At 56.2% G+C, this 20,724-nt stretch carries 19 protein-coding genes and 1 pseudogene; 12 read left to right on the forward strand and 8 right to left on the reverse strand.

Annotation, left to right across the window (positions count from 1 at the left end; translation table 11 throughout):
• The 6 genes and pseudogenes from VEV40_RS18325 to VEV40_RS18350 all read left to right on the forward strand — a co-directional run.
• Nucleotides 1-438: pseudogene (locus VEV40_RS18325) on the forward strand (hypothetical protein); the annotation flags it as partial.
• Nucleotides 439-456: 18 nt separating this feature from the next.
• Nucleotides 457-2,772, forward strand: coding sequence for a hypothetical protein (locus tag VEV40_RS18330; protein WP_324834423.1), 2,316 nt, complete (start codon nt 457-459; stop codon nt 2,770-2,772).
• A gap of 27 nt (nt 2,773-2,799) precedes the next feature.
• A complete protein-coding gene (locus VEV40_RS18335; RefSeq protein WP_324834425.1) occupies nt 2,800-3,039 on the forward strand; it encodes a hypothetical protein in 240 nt (79 codons plus the stop codon).
• A complete protein-coding gene (locus VEV40_RS18340) occupies nt 3,040-3,321 on the forward strand; it encodes a hypothetical protein (protein ID WP_324834427.1) in 282 nt (93 codons plus the stop codon). It begins immediately after the preceding gene.
• 53 nt (nt 3,322-3,374) lie between these two features.
• Nucleotides 3,375-3,866, forward strand: a complete 492-nt coding sequence (gene purE, locus VEV40_RS18345) for a 5-(carboxyamino)imidazole ribonucleotide mutase (RefSeq protein WP_324834428.1) — start codon at nt 3,375-3,377, stop codon at nt 3,864-3,866.
• Nucleotides 3,863-4,996 (forward strand): 5-(carboxyamino)imidazole ribonucleotide synthase, encoded by a 1,134-nt coding sequence (locus tag VEV40_RS18350; protein WP_324834429.1) that lies wholly within the window; start codon nt 3,863-3,865, stop codon nt 4,994-4,996. Before purE ends, VEV40_RS18350 begins: the two co-directional genes overlap by 4 nt.
• A 106-nt stretch (nt 4,997-5,102) precedes the next feature.
• Here VEV40_RS18350 and sucB read toward each other — a convergent pair whose 3' ends face one another.
• From sucB to hemB, 4 genes are all read right to left on the reverse strand, one after another.
• Nucleotides 5,103-6,719: a 2-oxoglutarate dehydrogenase, E2 component, dihydrolipoamide succinyltransferase gene (sucB, locus tag VEV40_RS18355; protein WP_324834430.1), complete on the reverse strand. Its 1,617-nt coding sequence runs from the start codon at nt 6,717-6,719 to the stop codon at nt 5,103-5,105.
• Nucleotides 6,720-6,814: 95 nt separating this feature from the next.
• The gene (lipB, locus tag VEV40_RS18360) at nt 6,815-7,600 is read right to left on the reverse strand and encodes a lipoyl(octanoyl) transferase LipB (protein WP_324834431.1); all 786 of its coding nucleotides are present in this window, start codon (nt 7,598-7,600) and stop codon (nt 6,815-6,817) included.
• Nucleotides 7,601-7,642: 42 nt separating this feature from the next.
• Nucleotides 7,643-9,064, reverse strand: coding sequence for a dihydrolipoyl dehydrogenase (gene lpdA, locus VEV40_RS18365; protein ID WP_324834432.1), 1,422 nt, complete (start codon nt 9,062-9,064; stop codon nt 7,643-7,645).
• A gap of 136 nt (nt 9,065-9,200) precedes the next feature.
• Nucleotides 9,201-10,190, reverse strand: coding sequence for a porphobilinogen synthase (gene hemB / locus VEV40_RS18370; RefSeq protein ID WP_324834434.1), 990 nt, complete (start codon nt 10,188-10,190; stop codon nt 9,201-9,203).
• Nucleotides 10,191-10,272: 82 nt separating this feature from the next.
• On the opposite strand from hemB, the gene VEV40_RS18375 reads away from it, so the two are divergent.
• A complete protein-coding gene (locus tag VEV40_RS18375; RefSeq protein ID WP_324834436.1) occupies nt 10,273-10,551 on the forward strand; it encodes a DUF2164 domain-containing protein in 279 nt (92 codons plus the stop codon).
• 11 nt (nt 10,552-10,562) lie between these two features.
• On the opposite strand, the gene VEV40_RS18380 is transcribed toward VEV40_RS18375, so the two are convergent.
• Complete coding sequence (locus VEV40_RS18380; protein WP_324834438.1) at nt 10,563-11,003, reverse strand: hypothetical protein; 441 nt, start codon at nt 11,001-11,003, stop codon at nt 10,563-10,565.
• A 154-nt stretch (nt 11,004-11,157) separates the two neighbouring features.
• Between VEV40_RS18380 and VEV40_RS18385 the strand changes: the two genes are divergently transcribed.
• The 3 genes from VEV40_RS18385 to VEV40_RS18395 all read left to right on the forward strand — a co-directional run bounded on the left by VEV40_RS18385 (nt 11,158) and on the right by VEV40_RS18395 (nt 16,002).
• Nucleotides 11,158-13,659, forward strand: coding sequence for an endonuclease MutS2 (locus VEV40_RS18385; protein WP_324834441.1), 2,502 nt, complete (start codon nt 11,158-11,160; stop codon nt 13,657-13,659).
• Nucleotides 13,660-13,724: 65 nt separating this feature from the next.
• Nucleotides 13,725-14,366 (forward strand): cytidylate kinase-like family protein, encoded by a 642-nt coding sequence (locus tag VEV40_RS18390; protein WP_324834442.1) that lies wholly within the window; start codon nt 13,725-13,727, stop codon nt 14,364-14,366.
• A gap of 313 nt (nt 14,367-14,679) precedes the next feature.
• Entirely contained in the window at nt 14,680-16,002 is a 1,323-nt protein-coding gene (locus VEV40_RS18395) for a hypothetical protein (protein ID WP_324834444.1), read from the forward strand.
• A gap of 70 nt (nt 16,003-16,072) precedes the next feature.
• Here the strand turns inward: VEV40_RS18395 and dnaN are convergent, their stop codons facing one another.
• A complete protein-coding gene (dnaN, locus tag VEV40_RS18400; protein WP_324834445.1) occupies nt 16,073-17,239 on the reverse strand; it encodes a DNA polymerase III subunit beta in 1,167 nt (388 codons plus the stop codon).
• A gap of 636 nt (nt 17,240-17,875) precedes the next feature.
• On the opposite strand from dnaN, the gene VEV40_RS18405 reads away from it, so the two are divergent.
• Entirely contained in the window at nt 17,876-18,208 is a 333-nt protein-coding gene (locus VEV40_RS18405) for a helix-hairpin-helix domain-containing protein (protein WP_324834446.1), read from the forward strand.
• A 93-nt stretch (nt 18,209-18,301) separates the two neighbouring features.
• Here the strand turns inward: VEV40_RS18405 and VEV40_RS18410 are convergent, their stop codons facing one another.
• Nucleotides 18,302-18,556: a GlsB/YeaQ/YmgE family stress response membrane protein gene (locus tag VEV40_RS18410; protein WP_324834447.1), complete on the reverse strand. Its 255-nt coding sequence runs from the start codon at nt 18,554-18,556 to the stop codon at nt 18,302-18,304.
• Nucleotides 18,557-18,693: 137 nt separating this feature from the next.
• Nucleotides 18,694-20,133: a chromosomal replication initiator protein DnaA gene (gene dnaA, locus VEV40_RS18415; protein ID WP_324834449.1), complete on the reverse strand. Its 1,440-nt coding sequence runs from the start codon at nt 20,131-20,133 to the stop codon at nt 18,694-18,696.
• A 434-nt stretch (nt 20,134-20,567) separates the two neighbouring features.
• Here dnaA and rpmH point away from each other — a divergent pair, with 434 nt between their 5' ends.
• On the forward strand, nt 20,568-20,723 hold the full coding sequence (gene rpmH / locus VEV40_RS18420; protein ID WP_324834450.1) for a 50S ribosomal protein L34: 156 nt from the start codon (nt 20,568-20,570) through the stop codon (nt 20,721-20,723).
• Nucleotide 20,724: the final 1 nt, after the last annotated feature.

Here is a 20,724-nt window from a genome sequence, read left to right on the forward strand (position 1 = left end):
GCTGCGTATGTGCGTAGCGCGGCGTCGGTGAACAACGATCCGGACTATGTTCGGCGGGTGAGTTTCAATGTTGCGCGTGTTGCGCAGGTGACAGCAGGTGGATTACAGCTCGCGCAACCGCTGCTTGCGGGTTCACCGGCGAGCGGCATGAAGGCCCAACCCATTGTGGGCTTCGTTGACCGCGAGGGTGGGAGCTTTTTTCAGGAGTGGTCGGCAGTATTCGTTATGCCGGGCGAGCAAGGTGAGCGCGTGATCTTTCACTATCCACGCCTACAGCCGATGCAAGGCGCGTCGGAAAGCGCCGATGTTCTGGCTGCACCGCTGGAGCGCGTCGCGTTAAACGCCAGCTTCCGCGCACTGCCGATGACGGATGCCAATGACGGCGAGCAGGTGGTTTGCTTCCGCAGCTTCATGCCGGCAAACGCGACATTGATATAGCGCACTCAAGGAGATTATGTGATCCTAACGATCGACAATCTTGATGGCGCGGGCGTCCTGAATTACACGAGCGCCCTGGTTGCGAAGCCATCGCTGCGCATCGAGCGGACTTTGAATGAGCCTTCGATCTGCAGCTTCACGCTTGCGACGCAAGCGTCGGGTCTGCCGGTGCCTCTTCGTCTGGCAAGAATTGTTGTCAGCGATGACAATGATGTTCTTTTATTCACTGGTTATGTAGCCAGCGAGCCTGCGCTGGAGCTGGTGGGTGAAGGACTAGCCGGGCCGGTGTATCAGGCTGCGGTATCGGCTGTAAGTGACGATGTTCTGCTCGACATGCAGGAAGTGCTGTCAACAAGGGCTAGTTTTGGCCTCGAAGCAGGGCAGTTGGCGCAGAACCTCACCAACAGTGTAGATCCGACGCGCTTCACATTAAATACAGCACAGGCGCAGGGAACAGTGGGCCGGTTTGTTCCCGAGCCAGGCAAGGGCTGGTCGGGAAATGTTGGCGCCGTCGCTTCCACTTCGCGCAATGCATACCGGGTTGTTGCTGGTGGCATGACGATGGCGCCCATAGGCAGCGTTATGCATTCCTTGAATGAAACTGACGGCTCTCTGCAAGTCGGCAAATTGCAGGCATCCATGGTTAAGATGCTCGCGAATGACGTGACCGTTTGCGGGGAGGAAGAACCAAGCGCTTATGTAACGGAGGTATTTGCCGGTGATGGTACGACAGTACGTTTCGATTTGACTGAAGAACCTTTCTTCCCTCCTTCTTCTAAGACGAAGCCGCTAGTGGATCTTTTTCAGGAGCCTGCGATTAATTCGTTACTATGGCAGTTACAAGATCCGGGAGGTCATGTTTCCATCACGCCGAATGGGCTGACCTGCACAGGTGGAAATGGCATAGATGGACAAACCAATCTGTGCGCAAACAGCAATGTGGAACTTGGCGGCTCTCTTGTAATCGAAGCTAACGGGCTGATCTTAAGCGCCGGAAGCACGGGAATCATCAATGGGCTGTATGGCGGCGACGTGAATACGGCGACCTGTATTGCCGGGTTCCAAGTAAGCCAGGTGAATGGCAGCACCAGTATTTCGCCGCTCATTGCCGGGCTTGTTGCAGGCAGCTCGTTCTTTCCTGTGGCAGGTCATATGTACACGCTGCGCCTGCGCGTGTATGCCAAAGAGCTGCAGCGCGTCCTGCAGTCGTACTACTCTGTGGGCGCCAACGGCACGGAGCTCTACGGCGGTTCGGCTGTTCCCTGCGGAATAAATCTGGTGCTGGAAATACAGGACACGACGAATGGCATAAGCCAGGCTCCTGTTGTTCTGTACGACGGCTCGCTGGCCATGCCATCGTCTTTCTGCACATTTGGGCTGCTGAACAGCATGAACCTGATTTGCAGCATCCGCAGTGTGAATATTGCTCAGGAAGGACCGGTATGGGTCGCGAGCCTTCCGTCCGGGGGAAGCATGACAACGCGGCGAATCGGAACTACGGCGCAGGGAGCGGATTGCAAGATTGAGCGGACCGGCAAGCTTCGTTTTTATGCGACCAGCGTGCCGGAGTTCGGGGAACAGGTATTTGTTTCCTACCGGACGAGACGCCGCGCCGTGGCGCGCATGGCGAATGCCGTGAGTGTATCTTCGCAGAATTCCTCGCAGTTACCTGCCACGTCGCGTTGGATGGGCACCGTGACCAGCCCTCAGGCTCTAAGTTCGGCGGATTGCGAAAATGCCGCGTCAGCATTGCTTTCCTTGTCGTCAGGCCGCGCGGCAGCGTGGAAAGGGACATACACCGGCTGGAACATGGAGACGCAGGGCGACATCTGGCCCGGCGATCTGCTGGCGGTCACGGCTCCTTCGGCTAACATGACAGCCGATCTTGTAGTGCGAAGTGTGCAGATTGATATGGGCTGCACATCGCCGCAGATGAACAGGTACACCATTCGCTTTGCCAACGATTGGGCAGACGCGCTCGCCATCAAAACTTCATTCGCAGTGCCTGCCGATACATGGCTGCCGCTGCAACCGCAGACGGTCGAGCCGTTGGCTAATCTGCAAACGCTGGACATGTCACCGATCAATGCGAGCGCGATTCAGGTAAATGCAAACGCGACGCCTCCTTCAGGTGGCGGGTTTGAAGTACGCCGGCGGGATTGGTCGTTTGGGCCTGGATCTGATTCTGACCTTGTGCTGCGAAGCCCGGTCAGCAACTTCACCATTCCGCGCGAAGCGGCAATGGAACAGTACTATGTGCGGATGTATGACGGATCGACGCCACCGAACTACTCGCGATTCTCCAGCGCGATTATTGTCAATGTCCCTCTCTAAGACATATGCAATCAAGGTGAACAGATCATGAGCTTTATGTACTCGGGCGATTCCGCGCAATCGTTCTGGACGGGGGCTGGCGTCCTATGGGTCTTTTCAGCCGCGATAAGCGCCATGGAGCCACCGCGAAATGGAGCCAGCAGCTTTTATGGCTGGCTCTATCGCTTTACCCATCTTCTGGCAGCGAACCTGGACAGAGTCATCCGGCCAGCCGCGCCTGAAATCATGCAAAAACAAACACACACCCAAAATGAGGAGAACGAATAAATGGCCCACATACTGCTGGGAATTGAACATGGAATCGAAGTAGCGGCGGAAGACATGCTCAAATTTGTGAGCGGCGTCGCGGTTGCAAGCAACAAAGCCACCCCCGGCGTCGTTGCCGGACTTGGCGTCCTGCTCGGCGCCCTCGCTAAAGCGCTGGCAGACGTCAATGGCGTAGCGGCCAATCCGCTGAATCTTTCTTTAGATGCGGCGACCATCCAGGATGTCAAGGCCGTCTGGCCCGCGATAGCGCAGTTTGCGGGATCGCTTGGAATCAAGCTGTAGCAAACACGCGAACATTCGGGGCGCTCTGGAGATGACACACTATAATCACACTCATGGAGCACGCCCCGCTTGTCGGCGTGGTGATGGGCAGCAAGAGCGATTATGAAGTGCTTAAGCCTGCCGTCGACCTGCTGAAAGAATTTTCCATCCCTTATGAAGTGCGAATCGTTTCTGCCCATCGCACTCCCGATTGGCTTTTCACTTATGCAGAACAGGCAGAAGCGCGCGGCTTGCGAGTAATTATCGCCGGCGCTGGCGGTGCTGCGCATCTGCCCGGAATGCTGGCAGCGAAGACGCTTGTTCCAGTGCTCGGCGTGCCGGTTCCGGCAACCATGCTGAACGGCATTGATTCACTGCTATCGATTGTGCAGATGCCGAAAGGTGTGCCCGTTGGCACGCTGGCCATCGGCAAGCCGGGCGCGGCGAATGCCGGTTTGTTCGCTGCTCAAATATTGGCGGCATCGGACCATGGACTACGTGAGCGGCTGCGTGCCTGGCGCTCTTCACGCAAAGAAGAAGTGCTGGCCGAGGAGCTGCCGCAGTGAGCGCAATCCTCCCCGGCTCAACCATTGGAATTCTTGGCGGCGGACAGCTCGGGCGCATGACCGCAATGGCCGCGCGTTCGCTTGGCTACCGCATTCAGGTCATGGACCCAGACCCGTCGTGCCCGGCACGTTTTGTAGTTGACGCTTGCTTTGAAGGCTCATGGGACGATGCGCGTGCCGCTGCCGATCTGGCGCGAGGCAGCGATGTAGTCACTCTTGAGATTGAGCAGATTGCCATATCCAGCCTGGAGGCTGCAGCGAAGCACGCCCAGCTGCGTCCCAGCGTGGCGATGATGCGGATTATCCAGGACCGCATTCTGCAAAAGAACTGGCTGGTGGAGCACGATTTTCCGGTTGGTGAGTTCAGGGCGATCCAGGCAGAAGCCGATTTACAAGCCGCTGTGCCAGCGCTCGGCGGCCGCTGCTTTGTAAAGAGCGCCCGCGGCGGATACGACGGACGCAGTCAGGTAAAAATTGACTTTGCCAATGATGTGGATGCTGCCGAGGCGTGGCGTTTGCTTGGTCAGCAGCCAGCAGTTGCGGAAAAAGCTCTGGAGCTGGAAAAAGAAATCTCAGTGCTGGTGGCGCGTGCGCCGAACGGTGAAGTGAAAAGCTATCCTTCGGCGGAAAACTACCACGAGAATCAGATTCTGGCGTGGAGCGTGATTCCGTCTTCGGTCTCCGCTGAAGTGGAAACGCAGGCCCAGGGAATTGCTTGCCGAATCGCTGAACAGATGAAGCTCGAGGGCGTGCTTGCCGTCGAGATGTTTCTTACAAAGGACGGAGGGCTGCTAGTGAATGAGCTTGCGCCGCGGCCGCATAACAGCTATCACGCCAGCGAGCGCGCATGCGCCACCAGCCAGTTTGAGCAGATTGTCCGCGCCGTCTGCGATTTGCCGCTCGGCGATGTGTCCATCGTGAAGCCGGCGGCGATTGCGAACCTTCTTGGTGAACTCTGGCTGGACCATGAACCGAAGTTTGACCGCGCACTTTCCGTGTCGGGGGTGCGGCTGCATCTGTATGAGAAACATACACCCCGAGCAGGACGGAAGATGGGACACCTTTCCGCAATTGGCGAAACGCCAAAAGATGCAGTGCAGCGCGTGTTGCAGGCAAAAGCGCTACTCTGAAATTACGAAGGCAGGCTCAATGCCTGCCTTCTGTGATTCTGTAGAATGACCGAGTAACAGCTGGTCCTTCGCTTTCGCTCAGGATGACAACCTGCGCTCATTAAAATTAGCCGATATCTTCGCTCCAGTTCTCCAGATACTTTTTCACCTCTGCCATGAACTTTCCTGCGTCGGCCCCGTCGATGATGCGGTGATCGAAGCCAAGTGTCAGGTGGATCATGTGCCGGATCGCGATTGAATCTGTCCCGTCATCGCTGGTGACGACCGCAGGCTCCTTGAAGAGGCCACCAACGCCGAGAATAGCGCTTTCAGGCTGATTAATGATGGGCGTGCCGAACTGCTCGCCGAAGATTCCCGGATTTGTAATCGTGAAGGTGCCGGAACCAACTTCGTCAGGCTTCAGCTTCTTGCCGCGCGCGCGTTCCGCCAGGTCTGCGATGGCACGGGCAATGCCCACGAAGCTGCGCTCTTCCGCCTGCTTGATGACCGGCACGATCAGGCCCCAGTCAAGCGCAACAGCGATACCGAGGTTAATGTTCTGATGGTAGCGGATAGCGTCGCCTTCCATCGACGCATTGACGATCGGCATCTTCCGCAGCGTCGCAATCACAGCGCGCGAGATGAACGGCATATAGGTCAGCTTTACAGCATTACGCTGCTCATACTTTGACTTTTCCTTCTCGCGGATTTTGACGATGCGCGTGAAGTCGATCTTGAAGACGGTGTGCACGTGCGCGTTCGTGCGCTTGGAATCGACCATGCGCTGCGCGATGATCGAACGCATCTTCGACAGCGGAACCAACTCGCCAGGAAGAGCGGGGGTAGCGGGCGCGGCCGGAGCGGCAGGCTTCGCTGCAACGGGTTGAGGCGCGGAAGCGCTGACTGGTGCAGCAGGCGTAGCGGCGCCGTGCTTCTCGATAAAGCCTAATACATCGGTCTTTGTGATGCGGCCACCAGCGCCTGTGCCGGAAACCTGGCCGAGATCGAGATTGTTGTCTTTCGCAATTTTGCGAACGAGCGGCGAGGAGCGCACGGTCTCGGCAGCAGCCGCTGCGGGAGCGGCCTGCGGCACAGCGGCAGGAGCGGGCTCAGCCTTTGCGGGCGTTGGCGCGGCCGCGGCGGGCGCAGTTGCTGCGGCACCCGCTGCTCCACCAATCACTGCAACGACGGTATTGATCTGGACGGTGTCTCCTGCAGGAACCTTGATCTCTGTTAGCACGCCAGCGGCAGGAGATGGAATCTCAGCATCGACTTTGTCGGTCGAAATTTCAAAAAGTGGTTCGTCGCGCTGGACTGTATCGCCGACCTGCTTCAACCACTTCGTAATCGTGCCCTCGAAAATCGATTCACCCATCTGGGGCATGATCACGTCTGTTCCCGGACCTGCGGCGGCGGGCGCAGAGGCAGGCGCAGCCGGAGCTTCAGCAGGAGGCTCAACTTTAGGGCTGGCAGCTTGCGGGGTTGGTGCGGCAGCGGCAGTCGAGCCGGACTCATTAATCACGCCAACGACGGTATTGATCTGGACCGTGGTCCCCTCGGGAATTTTGATCTCGGAAAGAACGCCAGCGGCGGGCGACGGAATCTCCGCATCGACTTTGTCGGTTGAAATCTCAAAGAGCGGCTCGTCGCGCTGCACACTGTCCCCGGGCTTCTTGAGCCATTTAGTGATGGTTCCTTCAAAGATCGATTCGCCCATCTGGGGCATGATTACATCCGTCGGCATGTTTCCCTTTCCGCAGTGCTAAAAGCTTGTATTGCGCAAATTGTGATTATAAATCTGTGTTCAGGCCCGAGGCTGGCATGGCCAAACCGTTTAGTTTACGCGAAATGCGTTCCCTTCTCATCTCGCAGACGCTTCAGATCGCCTGGAATTGTCATAGGCGTGTCCTGCGCCGGACTCGTTGCCGGATTGGGGAGCAGATCGTCCAGAGACTCCAGCCAGAGCACCTGATGATCAAAAACCTGCCCGAAATATCGTGAGACGGTGTGCATGGCGTTTTCAAAATCAGGGGGCGTGCTGGTTTCCAGCTCCAGACTGGTCACGTCGCGGTCCGCGATGCCGCAGGGAACGATAAGATTGAAGTCGCGCAAGTCCGTGGTCACGTTGAAGGCAAAGCCGTGCGAGGTAATGCCACGGGAAATATGCACGCCGATAGCGGCGATTTTTCTCTCCTGTACGGAACCGCCGGCAAAAGTCCACACCCCGGTCCTGCCAGCAATACGCTGTGCGCGGATGCCATAGTCGCCGCAGGCGCGGATCAGGACTTCTTCGAGCTTGCGGACGTAGTCCACTGCGCCGAGACGCGGATTGAAGCTGCGCAGATCAAAGATGGGATAGCCAACCAGTTGTCCGGGGCCGTGATAAGTCACGTCTCCGCCGCGGTTGATCTCATGCACTTCCACGCCGCGCGTTGCCAGCAACTCATCGCTCGCCAGAATATTTGCGCGGCTGGAGTTACGGCCGAGCGTCAATACTGGCGGATGTTCCAACAGCAGCAATACATTACCGATGCGCTGCTGATGCCTTAGTTCGACCAATGTCTTTTGCAGGGCCAGTCCTATGGCGTAATCGATGCGTCCGAGATGGAGGACTGAGAGGACCATTCCAGAAAAAGCCCGGCTTATCACCGGGCTTTGTTTCTACCGTTATGCATTGATCGCCAGACCTTCGACGCTGCCAAAGCCATCCAGCATGGCCTCTGCAAGCGTCGGATGGGCGTGGATCATATACATCATGTCCTCGACCGTCGCTTCCAGTTCCATGGCTGTGACCGCTTCCGCAATCAGCTCGGTTGCCTGTGGGCCGATGATGTGTACGCCGAGAATCTCGCCATACTTCGTGTCTGCTACCACCTTGACGAAGCCTTCGTGCGAATCCACGATTGATGCCTTTGAGTTGCCGGTAAATGGGAATTTGCCGACTTTTACGGTATGCCCCGCTTCTTTTGCCTGGGCTTCTGTCAGGCCGACGCTGCCGATCTGCGGCTCAGTGTAAGTGCAGGCGGGAACGCGCTGACGGATGATAGGCCGCGCATATTTTCCTGCGATTTTTGCCGCGACCACCATGCCGGCCATCGAACCGCTGTGCGCAAGCTGCGGCAATCCGGCGACGATATCGCCAATCGCATAGACACCCGGCTCGTCGGTCTGCATCCATTCGTTGGTCTTGATGAAGCCGCGCTCCGGTTTGATTTTCGTCTTCTCAAGGCCGATACCTTCAACGCGTCCGGCACGGCCCACCGCCACCAGGACCTTCTCTGCTTCCTTCACTACCTGTTTCCCGTCGGATGCGGTGAAAGTAACTTTGACTCCAGTCTTCGTCTTCTCAACCTTCTCCACCTTCGCGCCGGTATGCGCATCGATGCCGCGCTTGCGGAAGGCGCGGGCCAGTTCCTTGCTGACGTCTTCATCCTCGACCGGGACCAGCCGCGGCAGATATTCGACGAGGGTGATTTCTGAGCCGAAGCTGCGGAAGATTGAAGCGAACTCAACGCCAACTGCGCCCGCCCCAATCACGATCTGCGATTTGGGAATCTGTGGAATGGATAGGATTTCGATGTTGGTCAGAATCTTGTCGTCTGGGGAGAGGCCGGGCAGCATCTTGGCATCAGACCCGGTCGCCAGCACGATGTTCTTCGTTTTGAGCTGGCTGGTTTTGTCTGTTGTGTCCGTGACTTCGATGGCGTGCACACCATCTTTCGCGGGGCCGGTCAGGCGTCCGAAACCGGGCACGACGGTCACTTTGTTCTTCCGCATCAGGAAGTCGAGGCCCTTGGTGTGCTTAGTGACGATCTGGTTCTTGCGGTCGAGGATGGTCTTCCAGTTGAGCTTGGCGTCGCCCGCCAGCTCGATCCCGTAGTCCTTGGCGTGCTTCAGGTGGTCGTAGACCTCGGCATTGAAAAGCAAGGCTTTGGTGGGGATGCAGCCCACATGCAGGCAGGTCCCGCCCAGCTTGTCTGCTTTTTCAATCAGGGCGGTCTTCAGACCAAACTGGCCCGCGCGGATGGCGCAGGTATATCCAGCCGGTCCGCCGCCGATAATTGCTATGTCATACGTTGTTTCTGCCAAGGGATGCTCCGTTCAAGAGAATAGCTCGATGGATCGAGGGGCGAGGACCCTTCATCCAAACATTTCATTGTACGCGGTAAGCCGCGAGGTGCTGCCTAATGAGAGATGTTCCAGCCGAGCGGAAGATGCAGAGCGCTTAACCCAACACCTTCGCAGCATTCTTAGCGAAATACGTCACGATAAATCCCGCTCCTGCCCGCCGGATCGAAATCAGCGATTCCACCATGGCCCGTTGCGGATCAAGCCAGCCTTTCGCGAAGGCTGAATGCAACATCGAGTATTCACCGGAGACCTGATAAGCGCCAATTGGCACATCGAAGCGCTCGCGCGCGGCACGGATCACGTCAAGATAAGGCATGGCCGGCTTCATCAGGACCATGTCAGCGCCTTCAGCCAGATCCAGCTCGATTTCGCGCATTGCCTCGCGCAGGTTCGCGCCATCCATCTGGTAGCTGCGACGGTCGCCGAATTGCGGCGCGGAATCAGCGGCTTCACGAAACGGCCCATAGAAGGCGGAAGCAAATTTCGACGCGTAGGAGAGAATCGGCGTCTGTTCCAGTCCTGCTTCGTCCAGTTCATCGCGGATGGCGGCCACGCGGCCATCCATCATGTCGCTGGGGGCGACGATGTCGGCCCCGGATTGTGCCAGTGAAAGCGCCGTGCGCGCAACCAAGCGGACGCTGGAATCGTTTTCGACCTCATATGACTCGCCCTGCTTCTTCACAATGCCGCAGTGTCCATGCGAGGTGTATTCGCAGAGACAGACATCGGCAATCAGCAGCAGGTTTTTCAGGGCGCTGGTCTTTTTGAACTCACGCAGAGCGCGCTGGACGATGCCGTCATCGGCCCAAGCCCCCGTCCCTTGTTCATCTTTGCCTTCCGGCAGACCAAAAAGCAGTAACCCCCCAATACCGAGCGACGCGGCACCTTCAACTTCCTTCAGGGCCTCATCAATGGAGAGATTGAAGACCCCCGGCATAGAGCTGATCTCGTTCCGCACGCCTTCGCCCGGGCAGATAAATAACGGATAGATAAGCGCGGAAGGCTCCAGATGAGTTTCGCGTACCAGAGCGCGCATAGGTTCGCTGGACCGCAGGCGGCGCAGCCGGGTTACTGGATATTCCATGCTTTTATTTTAGTGTGTGGTGCGAAGCATAGGCATCATCGCTGACAACAGACCTGTAAGCTGACATATAGGAACCAGACCCATGACGACGATTCAGCTCTCAAAGCAGGCGCGTGCCGACGCAATTGCCTCGATGCAACATTACTTCAAAGAAAATATGCGTGAACCGATTGGCGATCTACCCGCCAGCTTATTGCTCAACTTCTTTCTTGAGGAAATTGGGCCCGTCATATACAACCAGGCGATTTCTGATGCGCAGGCACGCATGCAACAGCACCTATTAGATCTCAACGGAGAGCTTTACGTTGATGAGTTCCAGTATTGGCCTAAAGTGGACAACAAGCGAAAGATTCGCCGTTAATCTTGCCCCAATCAGGGCACGGCTATCTGCTCATATTCCTGACCCGCCGGCGCAGGCAATAGTACCCACAGCGTGTAGATAGAGAGCACGGTTCCTGTTAGAGGCTTGATGAGCGTAAGGAACGCAGCCACGATGGCCAGCGTTCTTGCCCAAGGAGCGCGGCGCAGCAGGCTTATCCCGGTGATGAAGGCCAGCAGGGATCTTCCGAAGACCAGTACGGTTATAAACCCAGGCACCCACATCATATGAGGAAAGGGAAAACCAGGTCCGAAGGTGTAGTAGCCATGATGACCATGCCCCCATACTCCCCAGCCACCAAAGGCGCCGGCGACAAAGGGAAGAGCGATAAGCCATCCAATAACGCTCCATGCAGCCCATACGATCCAGAGAATGGCGACGGTTTGAATGTGCCGCTGCACGCGTGAGTAAGCCATCGGACGGGAAAGCGGCATGGGAGGCACGGGGCGCCCGCATTTGGGGCAGACTTGCTCAAATCCTTGCATCGCCTGGCCACATCCGCTGCAGAACATTGTCCGATTCCTCCTGAAGAGGGCTACGCAGCCGACCTACTGCCGGTTCCAAAGAATCGCAATTACCATGTATTTCATGGCTTTAGTGAAGTCCATCCCGTCTCCACTGGGTGATTTCAGCCATGGCGTTCTGGAATGGGACAGGTTTCTCGCTCTTCTGGCTGGCTATTCGGTTTCTCTTATAGGGAAGAAATGGATTCTCAGCCTGCGCCCTTCGATGGACCGCGGATGGCTCGACCGGCAGCATTCTCTAGTTGAAGAAATACGGCTGCTGCTTGGCGAAGGCACGCAGCCGCGATTGGGTTCGCTCTTCGATCCCACCACCCTGCTCGACAAGTCACGTATTGAAGGAGCGGCGCTGGAGGCGGAAGAAATCCGCGACCTGCTGAACCTCGCCGACGACATCTCTAGCTGGACATTGCTGCTGCGCCTGCCGCCCGAACGCGTTCAGGACAGAATTCCGGAACTGAAGGCCCTCTCCGCGCCTTTGTTGACGAGCGAGCTTGGCCCATTAGTGAAATCTCTGCGCGCGAAGTTCCTCCCCGATGGCACACTTACCGACGATGCTTCTCTCGAGCTCCGGCGCATACGCCGTGAGATGGGGCGTCAGCAGCGCGCCATCGAGGAGAGCTTGCGTTCCGCGCTGCGCCGCTTATCAGAAGGAGGCAGCACACAGGACGATCTGATCACCATACGCGGCGAGCGCTTTGTCATTCCCGTAAAGAGCGAGATCAAGCGCCGCGTGCAAGGCGTGATTCACGGGGCGAGCTCCAGCGGGCAGACGGTTTATCTTGAGCCGCTCGAAACCATCGAGCTGAATAACGAGCTTGTGCGGCTGCTTGAAGACGAGCAGGCCGAGATCCACCGCATTTTTCTCGCCATGACACACCAGATCGCGGCCGATGCTGCCATTATCGGCGAAGGCGCGGCCGTGCTGGCCGAGGTTGAAACTTTGCTGGTTCGGGCGCGATTCGCACAGGAATTCGAATGCGTACGGCCCCGGTTCTGCGATGACGCTTCGCCTGTCTTCGAGCTGAAGCAGGCGCGGCATCCCTTGCTCGAAAAACGATTGCGCGAAATCCCACCCTTCGCTGACCCTCAGGACGGGGCACCCAAGCGGTCCAATACCGGGAAAATCGTGCCTCTCACTTTGGCTCTTTCCAGCGAAGAACGGCAGCTTATCATCAGCGGCCCCAATACAGGCGGCAAAACCGTCTCGCTCAAGACGGCGGGACTGCTCTCTACCATGGCGCTGGCCGGTATTCCTGTACCTGCGGAAGACGCCGTGCTTCCGGTCTTTGAAAATATTCTGGCTGATATTGGCGATTCGCAGTCAATCGAGCAGAGCCTGTCAACTTTTTCGGCCCACATTGTCAATCTGAACCGCATTGCGCAGATCGCCAGTCGCGGGTCGCTGGTGCTGCTCGACGAACTCGGCTCGGCCACCGATCCCGAGGAAGGTGCGGCACTCGCTGTCGCCATCGCTGGACACTTTCTGCGTGCGCAAGCGTGGTCAGTCATCTCGACGCATCTCACTTCGCTCAAGGTCTATGCGGCAGACAACGCTGGCGTGAGGAATGCCGCAGTCGGCTTTGATGAGCACACTTTGGCGCCCACTTATGAGTTGCGACTCGGCGTGCCGGGCGCATCGGCAGGTATCAACATCGCACAGCGGCTGGGCCTGAACCCGGAGATCATCGCAGGCGCCCGCTCACAGCTCAACACACAGACGCAGGATATTGCCAGCTTCATCGACAGCCTGCATGCACAACTGGAAGAATTAAGCGTAGAACGCAATCGCGTGCAGAAGCTGGAGCAGGAGCTCGCTCGCGAGCGCAACCGCCTGGCGACAGAAGGCATGAAGGAGTGGCGCGCGAAAGTCCGCGAGTTGGAACAAAAGCTGCAATCCCTGCTCAAAGACTTTGAGTATCAGGCGCGCGAAACTGTCCGCGCCATCGACGACCGCGCGGTGCAGCAGAAGCTCTCCAAACACGCCGAGCAGCGCATTGCCCGTTTGCGACGCGAATTTCAGGAGAACTTCAATGCAGCAGTCGTCGCCGACAAAACCGGCGCGGACAAAGGCGACCAGCACGCGCATCCTCATGTTGCTCGGAATATCTCATCCGGCGACACGGTAAAACTGAGAACTCTCGGCCGTACAGGCATTGTGCAACGTGAGATTGACGAAAATACCTTTGAGGTCGCAGTTGGCCCCATGAAGATGCGCGTAGCGCGCGACGAAATCGCCGAAATCATTTCCCGGCGATCCAATCCAATCGAGGCGGCTCGACGTCGGGGCATCTCTGTTTCAGCCACTCACCCTGATTCGGAAATGCGTCCGGAGATCAATCTGATTGGCCGCACGGTAGATGACGCCACGGACGAAGTCGAAAAGTTTCTCGATCGCGCATATCTGGCCGGGCTGCCACGCGTCCGCATCATACATGGCACAGGAACGGGCGTCCTGCGGCGTGCATTGCGAGCGATGCTGGAACGTCATCCGCATGTGGCCTCAATCAGCGAGCCGGGCCAGGCTGAAGGCGGCGCAGGCGCGACGGTGGTTGAGCTTCGGAGCTAGGCGCTAGCTTCTGGACGGCCCGCCAAAACCAGTGCTAGGATACGTCACGCGAGCGGGGGCGCATCATGATTCGGGTCATTACGGTGGAACGCGAGTACGGAAGCCAGGGAGCGGAGTTTGCCTATCATCTTGCGCACCGCCTGCAGTGGAAGCTCGTCGATCAGTGCCTCATCGATGAGATTGCCGCGAAGGCTGGCATCACCAAAAAGCTGGCCGAGAGCTGTGACGAGCGTCTCGATCCCTGGTATTACCGTTTCGGCAAAGCCTTCTGGCATGGCTCGATTGAACGGCTGCCGGCAACGCCTGACCCGGAATTTTTTGATGCGGAGCGCATGGTCGAGTTTGTGCGCGATTACCTGCATCAACTGGTCAAGACGGGTCATTGCGTCATCGTCGGGCGTGGAGCGACCAGCGCGCTACTGACGACGCCCGGCGTCTTTCACCTCTTTGTGCATGCCTCCATGAAGCGCAAGGCGGAATGGTTCGAGAAGAATTTTCCTCAGCACGCCAACGATGCCGAACAAGAAATTCTGGCGACAGACAAGCGGCGCTCCGCTTATGTACGCCGCTTCTATAACCGCGACTGGACGGACTACCGTCTCTATCATCTCATGCTGAATTCATGTATGGGTTTTGACGCGATGGTCAACGCAACTATCGATGCGGCAGGACTATCAGCATCTATTTCACAGCACGTAGAACGCTAGCTCTGCGCAATTTGGTTGCCTCTGTTTGAAATTTTTCTGTTCGGTTTCTACCTTAACTTATATAGCGATTTATTTTTTCTTCTTGGAAATTTCTTCGCAAATGCCTGTTAATACAGCCCATTGCCGTCATCCCAAAAGTCACTACTCAAGCAAGCAACCGAATCCCTGCACAACATCTTCCGACTGACTAGTGTCACAAATATCTGTAGCTGGGAGGGAGCTACAGAGCAACGAAAGAAAAGCAGCCAATCACTCCTCGAAACCTGCGAATGGTAGCCAGGGAAACGAAGGAAAGATGGCAAAAGGTATAGCGATGAAAGTCAGACGTCTTTTACCGATTTTTATTCTCACAACGTTGCTGTTGAGTCTCCCCGCTGCGTCATTCGCGCAGGTAAGCATAGGAGTAGCTGTTAACACTGCGCCTCCACCTCTTCCGGTTTATGACCAGCCGCTTTGTCCCGGATCCAATTACATCTGGACCCCCGGATACTGGGCATGGAACGGATACGACTATTACTGGGTGCCTGGCACATGGGTGATGGCGCCGTCTGTTGGTTTGCTGTGGACACCGGGATGGTGGGGCTGGGGTAGCGGTGGCTACCTTTGGCACACTGGATACTGGGGTCCGCAAATCGGCTTCTATGGCGGCGTGAACTACGGCTACGGCTATTACGGCAATGGCTATGAAGGTGGCCGCTGGCGAGGAAACAACTTCTACTACAATACCGCTGTCAGCCATGTGAATACCACGGTCATTCGTAATGTGTATGTCAACAAAACCGTCATCAACAACGTCACCGTCAACCGCGTGAGTTACAACGGCGGACATGGCGGCATTACAGCGCGTCCGAATGCACAACAGCAAACGGCTGAACGGGCGCGTCGTATGGGACCTGTCAATGCACAAGTCACGCACCGGAATGTAGCCGCGCAGGACCGCGCGAACTTCTTCAAGAGCAATCATGGAGCTCCGGCAGTAGCCGCAGTTGCTCGCCCTGCAAGCTCTGTGAATGACTTCCACAGAAATGCTGTCGCAGCAAGGCCGGTCAATGTTTCAGCAAGCAGACCGCTGCCTGCCAACAAGTCTGAAAACAATGGTGCGCGTCCGGAAACACGGCCAGCCCCGACAAACCGCCCGGAGAATACTGCTCGACCTGTAACCCGGGATGAACACAACAATGCCAGCCGGCCGCAGCCAACATCACGGCCGACTCCGGAAACTCGTCCAGCTCCAAACAACAAGCCGGAAAACACAGTGCGCACTGAGCCGCGGACAGCGCCTCAATCACAGCGACCTGAGAATCCGCGGACAGAAGCAAGACCGGCGCCTCAGCAGGAACGGCCTGCTCCTCAGCCCCGGCCGCAACCGCAGCAACAGGCGCACAATTCACCGCAGCCTCGGCCAGAGCCCGAGCATGTGCAACCACAACAGCGACCTGAACCGCAGCAACATGTTCAACCTCAGGCGCGTCCGGAACCACAACAGCGCGTTCAACCCGAACCGCGGCCTGTTCCACAACAGCGACAAGAGCCGCAGCAACATCCCCAGCAGCAGACGCGTTCTGCACCTCAACAGAAATCAGAAGCTCAACCGCACAAGAACGAGCCACGTAACCAGGAGCGTCCGCAATACTAAAACTGAACAACTCACAAAATCGAAGGCCCGGTCTGAGCCGGGCCTTTTTCTTTTTACAGAAGTGATCTATTCAAATGCGCATGGGCATGATGATGTAGCGATACTTGTAATCGTCGCCGCCATCTTCAGGACGCATCTGCCCGGCAGATTGCGCATCCTTGAACTCCAGCCGCACTTCTCCTGTCGTTCCAGTGGCCTTAAGAAAGTCGAGCAGGTATGCCGAATTGAACCCGACCACGATTGGATCGAAGCTATATGGGGTTTCGATCACGTCTTCAGATTCACCCGAATCAGTGGAAGAAGAAGAAACCTTCAGCTCATTCTGCTCGATACGTATCTTGATCGCGCCTGAACGCTCATCAGCAAACTGCGCAACACGCTGGATGGAGACATTGAGGTCTTCGCTCCGCACAACGACGAACTTATTGTTGTCGCGCGGCATGACTGCCTCATAGTTCGGGAACTGTCCGGTAAGCTTGCGACTGGTCAGCGTGCGGTGTCCGATCCGGAAAAAGAGTGTCTGGTCATCATCCGCGAATTCGAGATACTCTTCGTCGCTGTTCACCAGCAATGACTGTAGCTCCGCCAGCGCTTTGCGCGGAATCAGTGTCTTTTTCTCGCCGCTGATGTTCGACAAATTCTCGCCGGACTTCTCAATGTGCGCGAGACGGTGTCCGTCGGTCGCGACCATGGTTAGGCTCTCCACCTTCAGGACGAGCAGCGCACCATTGAGCGTGTAGCGCGACTCTTCATTCGAAATGGCGAAGATAGTTTTCGCGATCAGATTTTTCAGCGATGAGCTGGGAATCTTTGTGAGGCTGCTCTCTGGAAACTCAGGAACCTGCGGGAAGTTGGCTCGGGCCATGCCGACCATCTTGGTGTTTGACCGCCCAGCGCGAATCTGCACCCAGTGGTTTTCCAGCAGCTTGATGGAAATGTCTCCATCCCCCAGCAGCTTGATGTAATCGTAGAGTTTGCGGGCAGGAATCGTGCAGGCTCCAGGCCTTTTGACTTTCGCTGAGCACGATGTCTTCATGCTCTGGTCCAGGTCCGTGCCCGTGATTGTCAGCTTGTCATCGGCGGCTTCAATCAGAAAATTCGAGAGGATGGGAATAGTCGTCTTACGCTCTACTACACTCTGTGTTGCTGTGAGTTCCCTCAGCAATTCCTGCCGGCTTACGGTGATTTCCATCACGCCCCCCGCCGTTTGTTTTTCCTCTACGCCTGCACCAGGCATATTCTGCCCCCTTTGGGATTTGCCTCAATTTACACCAACGCGCGCAAAAGAATGAAGCGCGAAGCTCGATGGCATTCATTCTAGTGAGAAAACACCGGATTTGTATCTGCGGAAAACGTGTCCTGGAAGTGGGAAATTCCAAAACCGGGAAACCGAACAGGCGAATGACACAACGAATGGCCGACAAGCGTGTGCTACTGCTGTTTCTGTTTTTAAAAGTAATAATTAAACCAGTAGTCGTAATAGATGATTGCGGAAAAGTGGAAAGAGCGTCGAAAAGCATGCTGGACAGCTATTTTGTGCGGTACAGGTTTTAGAAAACCGGAACCTGAAAAAAGGAATGTATGGAAGAGAGGACATATTTCCAGTGTTGAGGCACAGGTTCTCCTCATTCTGCACAAGGCTCTAAAAAAGCCCGTGTGGAAAATCCATGAGGCAGGTGGAAAGAGCGTTTTCATGCAAAGGTGATAGGCCTCCGACCTTATTGGAAATCCACTGGATCCGCTTAATCCGCAGTATCCACATCCTTTGCAATGCAGAGTCAAGTTCGTCCCGAGCGGGCCATTGACAAACAAGGCAAAGACGAAGAGTATGACCGCGGTGGTGCAGATTTCCCTCGGGAAGGAGACAAAAGGAATGAAGCGCAAATTCTCGTGGTTGGCCCCGCTGGCATTGGCTGTCGCCCTGATGACTGGTCTGACTGTAACCAGGCTGCACGCGGACGCCCAGACTCCGCCATCGGCGAGCACTGTGACAAAGGCTGCGTCTTCGGCAAGCAATCTGCTGGACATTAATACCGCAAGTCTCGATCAACTGAAAGCGCTGCCGGGCATCGGAGATGCGTACGCGCAGAAAATCGTGGCTGGACGCCCCTATACGAGAAAAGATCAACTGGTCCAGAAAAAGATCATTCCTCAGGCGACCTACCAGAAGATAGCCGGGTTGATCATTGCAAAACAGCCTAAATAGGAAATAACCCGCATAGTTTCCGCAGCAACATACAAAACGCATCGAAGATTGTTCTAAACAGGCGTCTTCGATGCGCTTTGTGTTTTATAGGGCCTATGCTCTTTTGCCGGTGATGAGTCTGAGCAGGAAAGTGAGAATCACTGCGCCAAGGATCGCAATGATGATCGTGTAAATCATGCCGCCCTGGCCACTGAATCCCAGAGCTCGCATGATGAAGCCGCCGATGATAGCGCCGATGATGCCGACTATGATGTCCATTATCGTGCCATAGCCGCTGCCCTTCATCAGCTTACCAGTGATCCAGCCGGCAATCAGGCCGACGATGATCCACCAGAGAATAAAAAGCATAGAAATCTCCTCTCCTCTGAACGCGCAGGTGCAGCTACAGCGGTCCGAAACCTGCGTATGATAAAGCGCAGGTAAGTTAGCGCAAAAGTAGGAAATTTTTCAAGCTGTAAGAAATTGCAGGGCCAAACAGCTATGAATCAGTTGTTTAAGGTCTCTTGTAACTTATTGATCATCCGGTTCAGGTCCTTGTCGGCGCGGCGCTGCTCCTCGATTTTGCCGATGGAGTGCATTACCGTCGTGTGGTGCTTGCCACCAAATTGACGCCCAATTTCCGGCAGTGACGCCTCGGTCATGGTTTTGGCCAGGAACATGGCGATCTGGCGCGGAACAACAACAGCGCGCGAGTTGTTCTTCTGTTTCAACTCGGCAACGCGCATGCCAAACTGTTCCGCAACGGCGCGCTGGATGGCCTCTATGGTGATCTTGCGCACCTGCGTGTCGATGAACTGCTTGAGACACTGCTGCGCAGCAGGCAGAGTGATTTCGACTCCGCTCATATTGCACCAGGCAAAGAGCCTAGTCAGTGCGCCTTCCAGCTCACGCACGTTTGTTCTGATGTTTGACGCAACGAAGAGCGCCACATCGACAGGAAGCGCAACATGATCGTTTTCGGCCTTTTTCTGCAGAATGGCAACTTTGGTCTCAAGATCAGGCGGCTGGATGTCGGCTATGAGACCCCACTCAAAGCGTGAGCGCAAACGGTCTTCGATTTCAGCAAGCTCCTTGGGCGGACGGTCCGAAGCGATGACAATCTGCTTCATGTTTTCGTGCAACGCATTGAAAGTGTGGAAGAACTCCTCCTGCGTCCGCTCCTTCTGCTTGAGGAACTGGATGTCGTCGATCAACAGCAGATCGACGGTCCGGAACTTATCGCGGAAGCTGGTCATCCGGTCATAGCGCAGCGAATTGATCATCTCGTTGGTGAACTTCTCGCTGGTTGCATAGCAGATGGCTGCCCCCGGATCGCGCCGCTTCACTTCATGGGCTATTGCCTGCATCAGGTGCGTCTTACCCATACCGGTGCCGCCATACAGAAAAAGCGGGTTGTATGCCTTTGACGGGCGTTCCGCCACGGCTTCCGCCGCGGCGCGCGCGAACTGGTTGCCTGCGCCGATCACGAAAGCGTCGAAGGTATAATGCGGGTTGAGTTGCGCCGCCGATGACCAGTCAAAGCGACCCTGCTGTGGCACACCCGCCATACGCGGCTGACTGCGAAAGCCATCGCGCAATCCATTGGGCGGGGCTGTCGGGGCGTGCGTGGGCACCGGAGCGAAACCACCATCATCACGCACGCGCACCAGGGTCGGGTCTTCTTCCGGCGTGATGAATGCGACCTCTTCAAACTCAAGCTGAAGATTATCAATGGCTTCCTGGATCAGGTCGCCATAGCGGTCACCTACTTTTTGAAATTCAGGTGTGGGGATGCGCACGAAGAGTTTCTTGCCTCTGATGTGGCTGAATCGGGTCGGCTTCAACCATGTGTCAAACGATTGCCGGTTGATTTTCTTTTCCAGCGCCCCGAGAATCCGTACCCAAGGGTTGAGCGAAGCAGGAGGTGTTGCCGGTACAAACGACATCTTGTTTCCTTCGCGCGACGTTTGCGGCAGGTGCGATCAATGCTCCAGATGAGGGCCAAAGAAAAAAATACAGTCCTTGCCCGGTTGTACAAAGCCCGGGGCCAAGGATTGCTCTGGCGTGCCAGGAGCTTGGATGAGTGCGAAATTTAAGCTCTCAAGATTGCGATCGTTTTATGCAGCAAGACGTGCAGAAAAATCTCTAATTGACGGAGCCGATAGTAGCACATTTGGACCCCGTTGCAACCTTACTTTCGATGCAAATTGCGTTTCTATTTTTTTGTTGCACCACCTGTTGTGAAAAAGCGGGACCTGACCGCGTTTTTTGCGCTCCCGGACGCAATAAGATATACTTAGAAATTGCTGCACTGAGCATTTTCCTACTCTGTGAACAGCACCCAATTTCATCGGAACAATTTTTTGAGGAGCGCACTTCCATGCCGAAGCGCACATTTCAACCGAATCGCCGCAGCCGCTCGAAGACCCACGGTTTTCGCAGCCGCATGAAGACCAAGAGTGGAGCCGCAGTTCTTTCGCGCCGCCGCGCCAAGGGCCGCAAGCGCGTCTCTGTGAGCGCCGGTTACCGCGACTAAC

The sequence above is a fragment of the Alloacidobacterium sp. genome (assembly GCF_035631355.1).
Classification (GTDB): domain Bacteria; phylum Acidobacteriota; class Terriglobia; order Terriglobales; family Acidobacteriaceae; genus Alloacidobacterium.

Excerpts from the sequence above, each read along its gene's own strand:
- VEV40_RS18335 (WP_324834425.1), top strand. The coding sequence starts at position 2,800 with ATGAGCTTTATGTACTCGGGCGATTCCGCGCAATCGTTCTGGACGGGG.
- VEV40_RS18340 (WP_324834427.1), top strand. The coding sequence starts at position 3,040 with ATGGCCCACATACTGCTGGGAATTGAACATGGAATCGAAGTAGCGGCG.
- purE (WP_324834428.1), top strand. The coding sequence starts at position 3,375 with ATGGAGCACGCCCCGCTTGTCGGCGTGGTGATGGGCAGCAAGAGCGAT.
- sucB (WP_324834430.1), bottom strand. The coding sequence starts at position 6,719 with ATGCCGACGGATGTAATCATGCCCCAGATGGGCGAATCGATCTTTGAA.
- lipB (WP_324834431.1), bottom strand. The coding sequence starts at position 7,600 with ATGGTCCTCTCAGTCCTCCATCTCGGACGCATCGATTACGCCATAGGA.
- hemB (WP_324834434.1), bottom strand. The coding sequence starts at position 10,190 with ATGGAATATCCAGTAACCCGGCTGCGCCGCCTGCGGTCCAGCGAACCT.
- VEV40_RS18375 (WP_324834436.1), top strand. The coding sequence starts at position 10,273 with ATGACGACGATTCAGCTCTCAAAGCAGGCGCGTGCCGACGCAATTGCC.
- VEV40_RS18380 (WP_324834438.1), bottom strand. The coding sequence starts at position 11,003 with ATGCCGCTTTCCCGTCCGATGGCTTACTCACGCGTGCAGCGGCACATT.
- VEV40_RS18385 (WP_324834441.1), top strand. The coding sequence starts at position 11,158 with ATGGCTTTAGTGAAGTCCATCCCGTCTCCACTGGGTGATTTCAGCCAT.
- VEV40_RS18390 (WP_324834442.1), top strand. The coding sequence starts at position 13,725 with ATGATTCGGGTCATTACGGTGGAACGCGAGTACGGAAGCCAGGGAGCG.
- VEV40_RS18395 (WP_324834444.1), top strand. The coding sequence starts at position 14,680 with ATGAAAGTCAGACGTCTTTTACCGATTTTTATTCTCACAACGTTGCTG.
- dnaN (WP_324834445.1), bottom strand. The coding sequence starts at position 17,239 with ATGCCTGGTGCAGGCGTAGAGGAAAAACAAACGGCGGGGGGCGTGATG.
- VEV40_RS18405 (WP_324834446.1), top strand. The coding sequence starts at position 17,876 with ATGAAGCGCAAATTCTCGTGGTTGGCCCCGCTGGCATTGGCTGTCGCC.
- VEV40_RS18410 (WP_324834447.1), bottom strand. The coding sequence starts at position 18,556 with ATGCTTTTTATTCTCTGGTGGATCATCGTCGGCCTGATTGCCGGCTGG.
- dnaA (WP_324834449.1), bottom strand. The coding sequence starts at position 20,133 with ATGTCGTTTGTACCGGCAACACCTCCTGCTTCGCTCAACCCTTGGGTA.
- rpmH (WP_324834450.1), top strand. The coding sequence starts at position 20,568 with ATGCCGAAGCGCACATTTCAACCGAATCGCCGCAGCCGCTCGAAGACC.